The 16,691-nt window shown below is 72.4% G+C and carries 7 protein-coding genes; 5 read left to right on the top strand and 2 right to left on the bottom strand.

Annotation, left to right across the window (positions count from 1 at the left end; all coding sequences use genetic code 11):
• Positions 1–424 precede the first annotated feature (424 nt).
• The gene (locus Sm713_RS16315) at positions 425–1,420 is read right to left on the bottom strand and encodes a translation initiation factor 2 (RefSeq protein ID WP_212910335.1); all 996 of its coding nucleotides are present in this window, start codon (positions 1,418–1,420) and stop codon (positions 425–427) included.
• Between the two features lie 141 nt (positions 1,421–1,561).
• Here Sm713_RS16315 and Sm713_RS16310 point away from each other — a divergent pair, with 141 nt between their 5' ends.
• The 5 genes from Sm713_RS16310 to fxsT all read left to right on the top strand — a co-directional run bounded on the left by Sm713_RS16310 (position 1,562) and on the right by fxsT (position 14,967).
• Complete coding sequence (locus tag Sm713_RS16310) at positions 1,562–6,046, top strand: peptidase C14 caspase catalytic subunit p20 (RefSeq protein ID WP_212910334.1); 4,485 nt, start codon at positions 1,562–1,564, stop codon at positions 6,044–6,046.
• A gap of 125 nt (positions 6,047–6,171) precedes the next feature.
• Positions 6,172–7,605, top strand: coding sequence for a hypothetical protein (locus tag Sm713_RS16305; protein WP_212910333.1), 1,434 nt, complete (start codon positions 6,172–6,174; stop codon positions 7,603–7,605).
• Between the two features lie 66 nt (positions 7,606–7,671).
• Entirely contained in the window at positions 7,672–9,354 is a 1,683-nt protein-coding gene (locus Sm713_RS16300) for a hypothetical protein (protein WP_308293184.1), read from the top strand.
• On the top strand, positions 9,351–10,484 hold the full coding sequence (locus tag Sm713_RS16295; RefSeq protein WP_212910331.1) for a MoxR family ATPase: 1,134 nt from the start codon (positions 9,351–9,353) through the stop codon (positions 10,482–10,484). Before Sm713_RS16300 ends, Sm713_RS16295 begins: the two co-directional genes overlap by 4 nt.
• Positions 10,477–14,967, top strand: coding sequence for an FxSxx-COOH system tetratricopeptide repeat protein (fxsT, locus tag Sm713_RS16290; protein WP_212910330.1), 4,491 nt, complete (start codon positions 10,477–10,479; stop codon positions 14,965–14,967). The genes Sm713_RS16295 and fxsT overlap by 8 nt, the downstream gene beginning before the upstream one ends.
• A 298-nt stretch (positions 14,968–15,265) precedes the next feature.
• Here fxsT and Sm713_RS16285 read toward each other — a convergent pair whose 3' ends face one another.
• Complete coding sequence (locus Sm713_RS16285; protein WP_212910329.1) at positions 15,266–16,615, bottom strand: cation:proton antiporter; 1,350 nt, start codon at positions 16,613–16,615, stop codon at positions 15,266–15,268.
• Positions 16,616–16,691: the final 76 nt, after the last annotated feature.

Below are 16,691 nucleotides of genomic sequence, written 5' to 3'. Positions count from 1 at the left end.
GTGGGCAGCGGGTCTGACGGAGAGCCACACGAGCGGGAGCGGGCCGCTCACGCATGACGGCCCACCCTGACGCGCACCCGGCCGCGCGGAGCTCGTCGGCGGCCGGCGACTACTTGTTCGGCTTTTTCTAAGGCGTGAATTTTCTAAGCCGTGAAGGTAAGGCGTCATGCAATCGCCGTCAACCCTTCACACAGTGATGACAGGTCGGGTGTACGAGGCCTCCCCCGCGCCTGCCTGTCCGGGCCCCGCACCAGCCCGTCCCGGCCCTGGTGACGCCGGGTTGGAGGCGTTCGCGGGCCGCGCGAGGGCGGCCCGGGTCGGCGGCTGCGGGAAGCAGAGGTCCCACGCCGCCGGCGGGAGTGCGCACCGCCCCCGTTCAGGAGGCGGGCTCAGGAAGGCGCGCTCATGGCCCAGGGAGGCGCGCTCACAGCCCCCTGCGCTCGATGACGCGCTGCTCCGCCTCCTCGACGGTGAAGCGGGCCGCGGGGTCATCCCCCGCACGGCGTACGGCGCCGCGCACCAGGGCGAGGTAGAAGAGGGCCGGCGCGCAGGGGGTCCAGCTCTCCTCGGGCTGTTCCGCGACGAAGTCGAGGACGGAGTCGGGGTCGGCGGGCACGAAGACGAAGCGGTCGTGCTCCCACTTGTCCGCCACGCCGCGCGTCCAGCGCAGCCGCAGGGTCTTCTCGTCCAGCTCGGGCAGCACGGCGCGGAAGAAGGCAGCCCACTGGTTGTTGCGCAGGTCGAGCCCGATGCCCAGGAGTTCGAGGTCGAGCTCGTCGGTCCTGTGCACCGCCAGCTCCTCGAACAGGGCCCGCCTGGCGACCGCGTACAGGCTGATCGGGCCCCCGTCCTTGGGGAGGTCGTGGTCGAGGGCCAGCCCCTCGTTCGCGGAGGAGTTCCAGCGCGAGCGGTTCGGGCCGACCACCATGGCGCTGCGGTGGGAGAAGACCATCCTGCCGTCCCGGCCGGTCTCCAGCGCCACGTTCACACCGAAGCTGCAGTTCATGAAAGGGGGCGCCTGGACCGGGTCCCGGCTCTCCAGGTACTGCTCGCGCAGGGTCAGCCCGTTCTTCTGCTTGCGGTCGAGGTTGATCGACGTGGTGAGGAAGTCGTAGTAGTCGGCGTCCTGGAGGGTGAGGGTGACGACGGGGTCCTCCAGGAGGTGGGTGCGCGTCACGACGACCCGCTCGACGGCGAACCGCTTGTTGTTCCAGCGGTGCGGCTCGCCGAGCGCCTCCCGGCGCTCCTCGGCCTCCTGGATGGCGTGCCGCCAGCCGCCGATCTCCTCCGGGAACTCGACCCGCTGCGGCCGGTACTTGATGCGGACGTCCGCTTCCTTGATGGGCCGCGTCCCGTCGCCCTCGAAGATGTGGCAGTCCGTCTCGCGGCCCAGCACGGTGAACTTGTCCCTGTGCACCATCAGTCAGCACTCCTTTGAATAAGGTGAAGCAGGTTGGCCGAGCGGCACGTTGGGCCCGGAAAAAGATGATACGGACGTACTGTGGCCGAGCACCTGGCGTTGATCAGATCCGAGAGACGTGCCTCCACTCTTGTCGGCACCGTGGCGGTATCCGGCTACACCCACCCGGCCGGCGGCCGCCGGCTCCTGCCCGACCTGCGGAACGTCCAAGAGGTGCGCCGCCGGTTCGCCGATGTCGCCCGGATGAGGCTGGGCTTCGCCGAGAGCATCCGCGTCGACGAGGAGGGGGCCACCCGCCGGCATCTCCGGGAGGGCCTGGAGAGCTTCCTGGCGCACGGCGCCGAACGGAAGATCCTCTACTGGACGGGCCACGGGATCGACAGGGGGCGCGACGGATACTACCTCGCCTGCGAGGACACCTGCGCGGACGGCGACTTCGCCCCGGAGCGTGCGATCGCCCTGACGGATCTCGTCGACCGGCTGCTGCGGCCGGACTGCGAGACGGACACGCTCCTGATCGTCGATGCCTGCTTCTCGCACGGCCACCTGCCCGCGGCGCTGGAGCGTGCCCTGTCGGTGGAACGGGCGAGCGTGCGGCGGGCCCGCAGGAACCGCCGCACCGGCTTCGTCGTCATCGGAACGTCCGGGATCGACGCGTCCGTGCCCGACGGGCGGTGGGTGGGGTGGCTGGAGGACGTCCTCGCCGCGCCGGACTTCGTCGCGGCGGACCGCGCCCGCCCCTTCGACCCGGCCGCGCTCTACCTGCCCGTCCCCTACCTGGTCGAGGCCGTCGACGCGATGGCCGCCGCCTCCGGCCTCGACGAGCCCGCCGGGCGCCCGGGCCACACCGAGGTCCGCTCGCTGCCCAACAGCTTCCTGGACAACCCGCACTTCGACGACGGCAACCGCGGGGTCCACACCCCGGCCGTGCTGCGCGACCCGAAGCCGTGGCTCGGCGCCGAGCAGTTCGGCCTTGAGGACGACGGCCATCTGAGGCGTCACTTCGCCGGACGGCAGGGGGCCCTCGGCCGGGTGGTGCGCTGGATGGACACCCACCCGAGGGGGCTGCTGGCCGTGACCGGCCCCGCGGGCACCGGCAAGACGGCACTGCTCGGCCGGCTCGCCCTGACCTCGCTTCCCGAGTGGCGGGACGCCGTCAGCCCGGAGCTGCTGCCCTCCACCCTGCCGCGGGCGGGAACGGTGCACGCGGCCCTGTCCTGCCGGGGGCAGTCGCTCCACTCGCTCACCACGGCGCTGTGGGGGGTGCTGTCCCCGCTCGACGGGACGGGCCGGCGCCCCGGCGGAGCGCTGACGCCCGCGCAGTGCTGCGCGGCGGTCGACGAACTCGTGGAGCGGGTGGGCTCGTTGAACCTGCTCTTCGACGCCCTCGACGAGGCGATGCCCGAGCAGGGGCACGAGATCGCGCGGCATCTGCTGAACCCCCTCTCCGCGCTGTGGGGGGTCCGGGTGGTCGTCGGCACGCGCCCGCAGCCCCGGCGGCGCACGGCCGTGAACGTCCTGGAGGAGACGCTGCTGGACACGCTCGACCAGAGCGTCGCCCCGCTGGTCCTGGGGGACGACGACGAGGCCAGGGACAGCATCGCGGCCATGGCCGCCTCGGTCCTCGCCGGCGAGGGCTCCCCCTACCGCGGTGAGGAACACCTCGACGAGCGCGACTGGATCGCCAAGCTGGTCGCCACCGAGAGCCACGGGTCGTTCCTGGTCGCGCGGCTCACCGCCCGGGAACTCGCCCGCCGGCCCCGGGCCGTGACCGAGACCGAGCTCGCGGACTGGATGGGCTCCGGAGGGATGGACCTGAGCGAGCGCCTCGCCGAGGAGGTCGCCCACCTCACGTCCCAGCCGGGCGCGGAGCGCGCCGAGGAGCTGCTGCGCCCGCTGGCGGTGGTCCAGGGGCGCGGCCTGTCCCGGCGCGGGCCGTGGCTCGTGCTCGCCAACGCCTTGCGCGACGAGGGCAGTCCCGAGCTGGCGGCCGGCGACCTGAGGCGCGTGGCGCTGAGCGCGGCCGGCGGCATCATCTCCGCCGAGCCCGCGCCCGGCAGCGGGGAGGCCGCCTACCACCTGGCCCACCCCAGTTACGGGGCGTACTTCCTGCGGCAGGCCGGGCTCGGTGTCCCCCAGGCGCACGCCAAGGTGGTGGCGGCGCTGCGCGCGCGGGCCGGGGACCGCTGGGCCCTGGCGGACGAGTACACGCTGCACCACCTGGGCGCGCACGCCGCCCAGGTGGGAGAGGAAGAGCTGCGCACCCTCTTCGACGCGCCCGAGTTCCTGCTCCGTACCAGCGCGGACGTGATGCTGCCGCTGGCGTCCACGCTCGCCCGGGAGTGCGACGGGGCGGCCCTGTACGCGCGCGTCGGCGACGCCTTCCGTGACGCCCGGGACCTCACGACCCGCAAGGCCCTGCTGCGGGCGACCGCGTTCGTGAGCCACCGCGAGCGCTCGTACCGGGCGCTGGAGCGGATCGCCGGGTTCCTGCCGTGGCAGGAGTACTGGACGGACCTGCTGCCGGACCCGGTCGAGTGGCGCCGTCCGGCCCCGCTGGGCGGCGCGCGGACGCTGAGCTGGCGCGGCGGTGCGGGGGCGGAGGCGGAAGGGGTGTCCGGGGACACGCTGGCCGCCGGAGGCCGCGGCGAGGTGCTGGTGCTGCACCCGGAGTCGGGCAGACGGCTGCTCACGCGCCGCGCGCAGGGGGCGGACCGGGCGCGCGGGGACGCGCTCACCGAGGTGAGGGAGGTGGGCACGGGTCCGCACTGGACCACCGTCGCCCGCGACGACCGGGCCCTCTACTTCTGGCGGTCCGACGCCCGGCTGCCCGAGTACGTCTACCGCTGGGGCGGCGCGGTGCGCACCCTCGCCGCTGCCGAACGCGGCCTGGAGACCGTCGTACTGGCGGCCGACACCCGGCACGTGTGGGTGTGGCGCTGGCGGCGGGGCGGCAGGCATCGCGGGGGCGAGAGCCTGGTGGACATCCGCATGTCACGGACCGAGCGGCTGGCGGCCCTCGTCCTGGGCTCCCGGCTGTTCGCGCTGGCGGCGGGCGAGCGGGCGGTGCTTTACGAGGTCGACCGCGGTGTCGGCAGGTCGGGCGGCCTGCTGTTTGGGGAGGCGGACCTCGGCCGGCTCACCGCGCCCGCGCTGGCCGCGGCGGCGGCCGCGGAGCCGCCGGGCGGGGAGCCCGGGCAGGCGGGGAGGCGGCGCGGCTGGCTCGCGGTCGCGGACGGCAGCCGGATCTGGGTCTGGCGGTGCGAGACGGACGACACCGCACCCTCCGCCCCGCCCGTGGTGGAACTGGCGCTGTCGTTCGACTCCCCCGCGCGGGGGCTGGCCTTCGGACGCCACGGCGGCGGGACGCTCCTCGCCGCGCACGAGAACCTGACGGTGCGGATCCTGTCCCTGGGGGATCCACGGCTGGAGGCGCGGTTCCGGCTGAGCGCGCCACGGGACGAGGCGATGGCCTTCAAGCCGGGCGGGCAGGGCGTCCTGGCCGTGGCCGACGGTCCGGACATCCGGATGCTGGAGGTCGGGTCCGCGCTGTCGTCGGGGCACGGCATGCCCAGGCGCCCCCACGACCAGAAGCCGCTGGTCGCTCTGGCGGCGGCGCCTGAGGGGCCGCCGCTGCTGTGCCGGGTGTGGGGCGAGCGCGTCCTGGTGTCGCGGCCGGACCGCGGCGCCCCTGCCGGCGAGCCGGCCACTGTGCTCACGCACCTGGCGATGGTGACCGCCGTCCGGGCGGTGCACTGCGGTGACGCCTGGATCGTGGTCGCCGCGGCGGGGCGGACGGTGCGGATGTGGCGCCTGTCCGGGGAGCTGGAGGATCTGGACGCTCTGGAAGCTCCGGAAGCTCCGTCGAAAGGTCCCCGCCACGACCTGGGGCTCGGCGGGGACGACGGGGACCGGGTGCCCTCGCTCGGCCTGGTCGTCGACGGCGCCGCCGGAAGCGTCCGGGTCTACGTGCCGGACGGGCAGCGCATCGAGCACGCGGAGATGCCCCTCGACGCCTCCCGGGCCTGGCGCAGGGGAGAGCCGGTCCCGGCGGGGCTGCGCACCTGCGCGGTCGCCGCGGCGGCGATGCGGGACGGGACGAGCTGGCTGGCCGCGGACCTCGGTGACGAACTGCTGCTGTGGCAGCACGGGGACGCCGGGCCGGAGATCGCCGCGCGCACCGGGCTGCCCGGCCGCGGCGAGGACCCCCAGGCCAGCCGTGTCGCGCTCGGCGAGCTGTACGACCCGGACGACGAGGAGTCGTACCCGCTGCTGGCGTGGGTGGACGGCGGCGCGGTCAAGGTGGCCGAGTACGCGGCCGGTACCGAGAAGCGGCTGACCCTCCCCGGGGAGGTACGGGACGTCACGTCGCTGGTGTTCTGCGGTGCGCCGGAACGGCCCCTGCTGCTGGTGTGCGACGAGCGCAGGTCGCCCGGGGTGTGGGACGTGCGGGCCGAGAGCTGGCTGCACGGCCGCGGGGTCCACCCGCGCGGTTACGCGGTGCGGGTCGCGGACGCGGCCCCGGACCCGGAGGGCCTGGTGGTCGCGCTCCAGGGGGACCACCGCTGCGACCTGATCCGGCTGCCCCACGCGTTCTTCGGCGTGGAGGCGCGGGGGGCGGGGTGAGGGGTGGCGGGCGCCCGGGTGCCGGGCACAGCAGCAGACCACGCACCGGAGCACATAGCGCACCGGACCACCAACGACAGCAAGCCGGACGGGCCCGCGACAGGGGCATGACGGAGGAGAGCGCAGTGAAGCACGACCTCGTGGTGTTCGTACCCGGGATTCTCGGCAGCCGGCTGACCAGGGAGGGCAGGGACGTCTGGAACCAGTCCAGGCACGCGCTGTTCCGGCTCCGGCAGCCCGGCCGGCTGCTGGAGGGCATGGCCCTGCCCGCGGGCATCGGCGACGACCGCCCCGAGGAGAGCCACCGGCTCGTGGCCGACGGGCTGCTCAGGTCCCCCGACGCCATGCCCGGGCTGCTGTCCAGCCTGGGCTACCCGGACGTCCGTGCCGCCCTCGGCGACCTGGCCGAAGGCCAGTACGTCCCCTTCGCGTACGACTGGCGGCTCTCCAACCGGCTGACCGCCCGGGACCTGGAGGCACGGATCCAGCGGGAGCTTGCCCGGTGGCGCGAGCGGGTCGGCGCGCACTACCCGGACCGAGCGGACGAGCCGAAGGTCATCCTGGTCTGCCATTCGATGGGCGGGCTGATCGCCCGCTACTACCTGGAGGTCCTGGGCGGCAGGGAGACGGCACGCACGCTGGTCACGCTGGGCACCCCGCACCGCGGCGCCGCCAAGGCGGTCCGGTTCCTCACCGGCCACGGCATCGGACCGGTCGAGGGGGACGGCCGGCTGCGCGGCACGCGCCTCGCCGCGACCGGCCGCCTGGTGAACGAGGCGCTGCGCGAACTCGCCCTCACCCTGCCCTCCGTGGCGCAGCTCCTGCCGGTCTACGACGCGGTCCGCGTCCCCGGCAAGAGCCGCCGCCGGACGCTCAACGACCCCCGCCACCCGGTGCCCGACCTGCCCACGGCCCTGGTCGAGGACGCCTTCGCGTTCCACCGGGAGTTCGAGGAGGCACGCGACGCGAACCGCCGCACCGACGCCGGCGACCGGCTGCCCTACCGGGTGCACTGCCTCGGCGGCATGGCGCACCCGACGGTGCACGGCGTCGTGCTGTCGCCGGACGGCCTCCGGTTCACCACGGATCTGGACACCAGCCGCCCCTGGTCCGGCGACGGGACGGTGCCGCAGGAGTCCGCGTTCGCGGGCTGGGCGCTCGACTACAAGGAGGACGGGATCTGGAACGGCCACCGCCACGCGGGCATGGCGGGCGGTGACGCGGTGGGCCACCAGCTCGCCGTCATCAGGGAAGGCATGCCGGCCGGCCAGATGCTCGCCGTCGACGAGGAGTTCGGCCTGGAGATCCCGGAGTTCGCGGCCGCGGGCGAGCCCTTCGAGGTACTGGCCTCGGGCGCCCGGCTGCCGGACCGCGACCTCCGGGCGGTGCTCACCCGGGACGGGGTCCCGTCCGGCGAGCCGGTCGCCTTCGCCCCCGACGGCACGGGCGGTTTCCGGGCGGAACTGGAGGGCGGCGAGGGCACCTGGGTGCTGGAAGTGGTCTCCCAGCGGCCGCGCACGGTGTGCCGGGAGGTGGTCACGCTGGTGGCCGCGGTGTGATGCGGCGGCGAACCATCGGGCAGACCATGATGATCGACTCGTGTGCCTCGGGCCGTGGTCGGCCGGATGCGCGCCACCATGGCGAATTCACGCGTGTGCGCTGCTCAGATTGGTGTTCGAGGGTGGCGACCTGTCAGGCCCGCGCCATACCCTGGACCCAGGGCGGCGGCGCCTGGACTACCCTGCAGCGGTTGGGAGTCGGGGAACGTCGGGGCCGTGACGGGGGGGCGCTTGTTAGGCGAGGGCATTGGCGCTCACGCGCCAGGATTCGAGCACGAGCTGGTAGATCAGATGTGCGCGGTGACGGGACTCGATGCTCCGGAGGGGCGCGATCTCTTGATCAATATGCTGGCCGGCCGGTTACCCCAGTTGGGCGACGTCCGCCGGCACGGGCGAACGCGACCCGAGATGCTGGAGATCGTCCGGGCATGTCTGCGGGAACCGCACGGGTTGACCGAGCTGGTCGCCACGCTGCACGACTATGCCCCCAACTCGACTCCCGTGCTCACCATCAGGGAACTCGTTGACGCCTTCCCGGTCCTGGCGGTACTGACCGAGGCCGATGTGTGGGAGGCCCACTCCCTGTTGGCCCGTGTCCCTCATCTCGACGCGCATGGAGTCCTGTACGCGGCCGCGGGTGACCTCACGCTCCCGGACCGCCCGGTGTCGACGCTCCGGGAGGCCTTCGACTTCCTCGCCAGGATCAACGCCCGCCCCGACGGCCTGCTCCCGACGATGGTCCTGGTCGAGCACGTGGTCGCGGCGCTGGAGGAGTCCGACGGCCATCGGTCGGTCGCGCACGGCCTGCGGGAGTGGAACGACCTCCAGGCCGTCAAGCTCGGCCTGAGCGCGCAGCTCAAGGTGCTGCGTGCGGAGATCGCCCAGGCCCAGGCGGCGGAACCGGCTCCCGCCTGCCTCGTTGTCCAGCTGTCCAGACACGGGATGAGCCCGGACCAGTATCTGATGTCGCACTGGCGCCAGATACGTCCGGGCCCGTGGCGGCCTGAGCGTGGAGAGGACCAGGTCGTGGCCTTGAGCGATGTCGAGGCCGCCGTGGAGCGACTGGTCTACCAGGCCGAGAAGGACTGGGCCGGGCGCCCCGGCAGGCCGGTGCTGGAGTTCGTGCTGCCCATCAGCCTCCTGAACCATCCGATGGAGTGGCTGAGGATGGCGTCGCGGTCCGCCTCCGCGACGGCTCTCTGCCTGAGCTATCCGGTGGTGCTGCGCAGCCTGGAGCGCATGCGGGCCCGGGAGTTCCACCGGCGGTGGCGCAACCGCTGGCAGCAGATGATGGGCGACCGCGACATCGTCTGCCACTGGGACACGACGGGGCGGCGCGGCCACGACCCCGTCCAGTGGAACAGCAGGCTGACCGCCGACGAACGGCTCGTCTCCGTCGTCCTCAACGCACCCCCGCTCCCCGGAACCGGCGGCAGCCAGGCCTCCCTGGAGGCCGCACTGCGCGCCGGGGTGCCGCTGGCGGTCTGGGACCGCAGGCCGGCCGCGCCGGGCGAGTTCCACAGGCGGGTGAAGAAGCTGATGAAAGGAAAGGCGATCGAGCTGCCGCAGCGGGTCCAGCAGTTGCGGAACGAGGCGGCCACCGCGGCCGCGACGCAACGGGATTCGCACGCAGGACGGCATCTCGCGGTTCTCTTCGACGACCCGAACCGCATCGTCGACTGGTCCGGTTTTCCAGGGACCGATCCCGGCAGCGCGCGGGGCGGACACCACGACGAGGGGGACTCATGAGCAGCGTCCATCATCCGGTGGAGAACAACCGGAACGGAGCGCCCGTCAGCAGCCGTAGCTGGTGGATCTACCGGGGCACCGGGCAGCCGTTGAGCGACATCCGCCTCGCTGACATACTTCCCCCGCCGCCCGGCTGGCGGGACTTCGACGGCGGTCCGGTTCTGCCGCCCGTGCCGGCCGAGAGCGCCGAGACCGACCGCCGGCTCGGTGTCGTGGGCCGCGCCACCCCCCGCCAGAATCCGCATGACATAGACATGATCAACACTGCCCTGCTGCTCCGCCGGCCCCTTCTCGTGACGGGCCGGCCAGGCATCGGCAAGTCCACGCTGGCCTACCTGGTCGCGCGCGAGCTGGGCCTGGGCCGGGTTCTTCACTGGGGAATCACCTCTCGCAGCAACCTGCGCTCCGGCCTGTACGAGTACGACGCCATCGGCCGGGCCCAGGCCTCCCTCGGGCGTGGGGCGCCCGGTGCACAGGCGGTGGCCGCGGGACCCAGCACCCCTGACGGCGCGTCCGAGCCGGCTCCGGACGGCGGTGGCGGCGGGGCGAAGATCGGCGACTTCGTGCGGCTGGGCCCGCTGGGCACCGCGTTGCTGCCGTACGAGCTGCCGCGCGTCCTGCTCATCGACGAGCTGGACAAGAGCGACATCGATCTGCCCAGCGACCTCCTGCACGTGCTGGAGAACGGCTCCTACGACATCCCGGAGCTGGTCCGCGCCCGCCATCAGGAGAGCCGGGCCCAGGTGTTCACCGACGATCCCGACCGCACGGTCACGGTGACCGACGGGAGAGTACGGTGCCGCGCCTTCCCGTTCATCGTGATCACCAGCAACGGGGAACGGCAGTTCCCGCCGGCCTTCCTCCGCCGCTGCGTCAGGCTGAACGTCTCCCCGCCGCGCGAGGACCAGCTCTCCGCCATGATCGCCGCCCACTTCCGGGACCAGGACGGACGGCATGACACCATGATCCGCGAGTTCGTGCAGCGCAGCCGGGAGAACGGCGGCCTGGCCACGGACCAGTTGCTGAACGCCGTCTTCCTGCGGACAGCAGGCGTCCGGGAGGAAGACGAGTCGTGGAGCGAGCTGCTGGACGCGCTCTGGCGTGAACTGTCGGGAGCGCCGGATGGGTGACGAGCCGCGGCCGTATCCGGAGGCCTTCGAGGTGGCGGAGGCACTCTGGCTGCACGCGTACCAGACGCTTGCGGCGCGGTTGCCCCCGTCCAGCAGTCCGCCACAGCCCCGGCCCGCGAAGCTGTCCGGTCTCTCCGGGCTGCCCGAAACGCCCGAGCGGTCCGAAGCGGTCGGCCCCGGACCGGACAGCGCTTCCGGTGGAGCGGCGGGCCAGGGGGCGAGGGGAACGGCGGACGGCGCGAAGGGCGATACGGCGGGCATCCCGCGGCCCGAGGCGTCGCAGCCCGACGTCACGGTCCCGATACCCTTCCGGCCCGTGCCCGGAGGGTCGATGGTGCCCGCACCCAGGTCCGAACAGCGGTTCCAGGGTGTGCGGGTCCGGGCGGAGCCGGCCGAGCAGTCCCCGGATCTGCGCGACGCGCCGGGCATCAGCCGTGGGATGCGGCCGCTCAAGCAGAGGGTGCCCTCGGCGTTCGAGACCGAGCTCGACGAGGAGACCACCGCCGAGCGAGCCGCCGAGGACGGCCTCTGGCTGCCCTACACCAGGTCGGCGGACGAGCGGCGCTTCGACCTGGTGCTGGTGGTGGACGATCACGCGACCATGGTGATCTGGGGGCAGACGATCACCGAGTTCACCGCCGTGGCGGAGCAGCTCGGGGCCTTCCGCGACGTACGGGTCCGCCGGCTCGGCATGCGCGACGGCCCCGGGGGCGAGGAGGCGGTGCTGCGCGGCCCGGACCCGGACCACGACGCCATCGGTGTCCCCGCCGAGCTGGTGGACCGGACGGGGCGCCGCATCATCCTCGTTCTGACCGACGGTCTGGGGCCGTTGTGGCGGACCGGGGCCGGCCGGAGGGCCCTGGAGCTGTGGTCGGCCGCGGGGCCGACGGCGGTGGTGCATCTGCTGTCCCAGCGGGACTGGCACCGCACCGCCCTGGCTCCCCGGCAGGTGCGGCTGCGAAGCCCGCGCACCGGCGTCCCCAACACCGAACTGTCCGTCCACTTCCCGGAGGAGCAGCGCGACCCGTTCGACCCGCCGCCCGACAAGTGGACGGCCGCGGTCCCCGTGCTGGAGCTGGACGCCGACTGGCTGGGGCGCTGGGCCCGGCTGGTGGCAGGCGAGGAGCCCGGGTGGGTCGAGGCGTCCGTACTGCTGCTGGGGGTCCCCGAGGCCGAGGAGGCCGAGCCGAAGGTCCCCGAGCCGCCGTTCGCTCTCCCGGCCCCATCGGTGCAGGAGCGCATCCGGCGCTTCCGCAGCCATGCCACCCCTACCGCCTTCCGGCTGGCCACCCATCTGGCCGCCGCGGTTCTCGAACCCCGCCTGGTGCGGGACGTACAGCGCAAACTGGTTCCCGAGGCACAACCCGTCCATCTGGCCGAGCTGTTCCTGAGCGGTCTGGTCGAGCAGCCTCAGCACGACGAGTCACAGGGTGCGGCCCCTCACGTTCCGCTCGACTTCGTCGACGGTGCGCGCGAGGCGCTGCTCTCCAGCGCCATGCGCACGGACACGGCACGGGTGCTGAGTTCGGTGTCGGATTTCTACGGCGCCCGTTCCGAGGCGGCCCGCGGGCTGCACGGCGTCCTGCTCGCTCCGGAAGCGGTGCCTGATCCGCCGCTGACGGCGGAGACCTTACCGTTCGTGCGCGTTGAACTGGCTGTTCTTCGCGCCCTCTCAGGACCCTATCTGCTCCGCGCCCACCGGATCAGCGCAGCCCTGGAAGGGGCTCTTCCGGAAGCGTCGATCCCGGATAATTCGGAGCATACAGGCCATAATGTCAGTAATGAACATGTAAATTCCGACACGGGCGGCCCCATGACCGACACCACTGCCAGTCAGCAACAGCGCGCAGACGAGGATTCCGCAAGCGGGACTCCGGCCAAGGCGATTCCGGCCCCGAGCCCGGACGGGCGGTCGGGCACGGGGGCCACGTCACCCGGCAAGCCGATCCCGGGCCCGGCCGCACCGCAATCGCGCCAGCCCGGGCCGCGTACCGCCGTGCCCGCCGTCTGGGGCGACGTTCCCCCGAACAACCCCAATTTCGTGGGTCGGGAGGAACTCCTCGCGCAGGTGCGAGAACAGCTGCTGACCGGCGACACGTCGGCCGTGCTGCCCCACGCCCTGCATGGAATGGGCGGTGTCGGAAAGTCCCAGATCGCCATCGAGTACGTCTACCAGTACGCGTCCGACTACGACGTCGTCTGGTGGATCCCGTCCGAACAGCCGACGATGATCCTGACCGCGCTCACCGAGCTGGCCCACCGGCTGGATCTCAACGTGGGCAGCGAGGCCAACAGGGCCGTCCCGGCGGTCCGCGAGGCACTGCGTCGGGGTCAGCCCTACGACAAATGGCTCCTCGTGTTCGACAACGCCGAGAACGTCGAGGCCGTACGCCCCTACTTCCCGACCGGTGGCACGGGGAAGATCCTCATCACCTCCCGGAACCAGGAGTGGGACCGGGTGGCCAGGACGCTGTCCGTCGACGTCTTCACCCGCGAGGAGAGCAAGGCACTGCTCCGGCGCCGTGCCCGCGATCTGAGCGACACCGACGCCGATCTGCTCGCCGAGGCCCTGGGCGACCTGCCTCTCGCCATCGAACAGGCGGCGGCCTGGCAGGCGGTCACGGGGATGGCCGTGCCCGAGTACCTGCGGCTGATCAAGGAGAAGATCGCCGAGCTCATGCTGGAGCTCGTCCCGTCGCCGGACTACCCGATGTCGGTGGCCGCCGCCTGGGACGTCTCGCTGCGCCAGCTCGAACAGCGCAATCCCGCGGCGCTCCAGCTCCTCCAGGTCTGCTCCTTCTTCGCCCCCGAGCCAATCTCCCGCCGCCTGTTCAACAACGCGCGGAGCACGTCCATCGCCCCCGAGCTGGACGACGCCCTGCGCCACCCGATCAAGCTCGGCCGGGCCATCCGTGAGATCGGCATCTACGCCCTGGCCCGCATCGAGCACCGCCACGACACCATCCAGCTGCACCGGCTGGTCCAGGCCGTGCTGGTCAACCGCATGTCCCCGCAGCAGCAGGCCGACATGCGGCACGGCGCGCACCTGCTCCTCGCGGATGCGAACCCCAACGAGCCAGAAGCGAGGGAACTCTGGCCGCGCTACCAGGCGCTGCTGCCGCACGTGGTGGTGTCACGCGCCGTGGAGTGCGACTCTCCCTGGGTGCGCAGCCTGGTCCGAGGCGTCGGGGAGTTCCTCTATGTCTGGGGCGACCACGCGGGCGCGGCGGCGATGGCCCGAGAGGCGTTGGAGATCTGGACCGAGAAGTTCGGCGCCGAGGACCAGCAGACGCTGGCGATGGCGAAGTGGCTGGCCTTCATCCTGCGCATGCTCGGTGAGTACCGGGAAGCCGCCGAGATGATGCAGCGCACCGCGGACACCTACCTCCGGATCGCGGGTGAGGACGACGAGGGCACCCTCGACGCCCTCATCCAGCTCTGCAGCGGCCTGCGGCTGAGGGCCGAGATGACGCGCGCGCTGGAGATCAACCGGTCGGTCTACGAACGCGCGCTGCGGGCCTTCGGAGAGGACGACCCGGCCACCCTCCGCGCGGCTCACAGTCTGGGCGTCGGCCTGCGGCTGATGGGCCTGTACAAGGAGGCGCGCGAACACGACACGGAGACGGCCAGGCTGCGGGCCCTCCTGCTCGGTGAGAACCACCTCGACACCCTGAACACCCTCAGCGCCCTGTCCCTCGACATCCGCGAGTGCGGCGACTACCTGGAAGCCGTCGCCCACCAGGAGGACGTCTACGCCCGCTATGTCGCCGGCTTCGGCGAGGACAACCCCGCCAGCCTCAGCTGCGCCCGCGTCCTTGCGGTGTGCCGCCGGCGCGCAGGGAACCACGAGGGAGCGCTTCAGCTCGGGGAGATGGCGTTCTCGAAGGTCGAGCGGCGCTATGGAGCCGATCATCCGGACGCTGTCGCCTGCGCGGCCAACCTGGTCGTCGACCTCCGGCAGGACGGTCAGCTGAGGCGCTCCAAGGAACTCGGTGAAGCGACCGTCGAGCGTTACGCGGCGAGCCTCGGGGGCGAGCATCCGTACACCATGTCGGCCCGTACGAATCTGGCCATCACCCTGCGCCATCTGGGGGATCTCGACGCCGCCTGGCTGCACCTCTCCGATGCGCTGCCGGGCCTGCGCGAGTCGCTGGGCGACGAGCACATCCTCACTCTGACCACCGTCATCGGTACGGCCAGCCACCACAGCGCCAAGGAGCGTCACGCGGAGGCCCTGGAGCTTGACGAGCAGGCCCTGGAGGTCCTGACCCGGAGCCACGGGCAGGACCACCCGACCACCCTGGCCTGCGCCAACAACGTGGCCCTGGACCTGCGCGCGCTGAACCGCGTGGACGAGGCCACGGCGCTGCACACCGAGACCCTGGCCCGCTTCCGCCGTAGGCTCGGCGAGAGCCACCCGGCGACCGTCGCCGCCGCCAGCAGCCACCGGGCCGAGGTGGACATCGCCCCCGTGCCCTTCTAGGTCGTGTCCGGCGGATCTTCGTGGATCAGCCTGCGGCGTCTGGTGCCGTGCATCGCAAGGCGGAGGATCGTCCTCGTACGGGGCGTACTCGGATGACTCCGGCAACGCGGCGAGGTGCGGTACTGGGGGCACTCCCCCACTGCCCTGAACGGGCGTGGGAGGTACCCCCACCCACGCCCTTCAGGCAGTGGGGGAGTCGCGGGCCCACGAAGATCCGCCGGACACGACCTAGTCCTCCGGCCGGCGAAACGCGCGAACCGGTCGGGCCAAGGGTCTGGCCGGCTCGGCGTCAGGGACCCTACGGGTGCGGTGCCGGTTCGGCGTCGGTGCCGGCGTTCGGGGCCTGCCCGGGATCCCGTAAGGACCAGGCACCCGGCGCGTTCTCGGCACCGGTCCTGGCTTCCGCGGGTCCGGGCGGCGGTGGGGCGGCCGGAGGGCGGAGCAGCCGTATCAGCGGTCCGGAGGCGGCCGTGGTCAGGAGCGCCATCACCACCAGCAGCGAGTAGAGGCGGGGGCCGATCACTCCGGCCTGCAATCCGACGTTGAGCACGATGAGTTCGGTGAGCCCGCGGGTGTTGAGCAGCACGCCGATCAACAGCGAGTCACGCCAGGCCATCCGGGTGCCGCGCGCCGACAGCGCGCCGGCGGCCACCTTGCTCACCGCCGCCGCGGCACATATCACGGCCAGGAGCAGCAGGTCTGATGCCCGCAGCCCGCCGAGCTTGACCGCTATCCCGGAGATCGTGAAGAACACCGGCAGGAGCAGACCGCCGGTCTCCTGGAGCGGGCGCAGCAACTGGCTGTCCGGGTGGCCGTCGGGCTGGCGGGGCATGACGATCCCGGCCAGCAGGGCGCCGAAGATGACGCGCAGCCCGAGCGCGTTGGTGACCCAGGCCGACCCCAGCGCGAAGGTGACGGCGACGGGGACCTGGTTGGCCATCACGGAGCCGGGCCTGCGCATCCACCACACCAGCAGGGGCCGTAGGGCGAAGACCGTCACCAGTACGAACAGGACCAGCAGGGCGATCCTGATGGTCCAAGCACGCGCCGAGCCGTGCGCACCGCCCAGCAGGACCACCGCCAGCACCGGCCAGCTCAGTGCGTCGATGACACCGGCGGCAGCCATCGCGACCACACCGGACCTGCTGCCGGCCAGCCCCTGGTCCCTGATGATGCTCGCCAGCACCGGAACCGCCGTTATGGACAGGGCGATCGCCACGTAGAGGACGAATGTCGCGTCGATCGGACGCCCGTCGTTGGCGGACGCGAATCCTCCGGGAAAGAGCAGAACGATGCCGGCACCCATCAGCATGGGAATGACGAAACCGCCCAATGAGACCGCGGTCACGGCACGCTGGTTGCGCAGCAGACCGAGGTCCAGTTCATAGCCGACAGCGAAAAGAAAGAGCACCAGGGCCACTTGGGCCAGGGAGGTCAGAATTGGCTGGATCTGATCCGGGAAGAGGGTTTCGTACACCCGGCCCGGTACCAGGCCCAGCAGGCTGGGGCCGAGGGCGATGCCCGCGAACAACTGGCCGATCACCGCTGGCTGGCCGAGCTTGCGAGCTGCCGCACCCAGGGCGGAGGAGGCCGCGATCACCATGGCGAGAGCTGCGGCGACGTGCGTGATGGTGGAGTCCGTGCTCACCGGCGTCCCCCTTCCGGCACGTGCCGCCCGCTGTGGCACACTCTCCACGGAGTGTAGCCGGTTTCCTGGCTAGTGG

This window comes from Streptomyces sp. TS71-3, assembly GCF_018327685.1.
In the GTDB taxonomy this organism is placed as follows: Bacteria; Actinomycetota; Actinomycetes; order Streptomycetales; family Streptomycetaceae; genus Streptomyces.
This window is presented reverse-complemented; position numbering and strand designations above follow the sequence as displayed.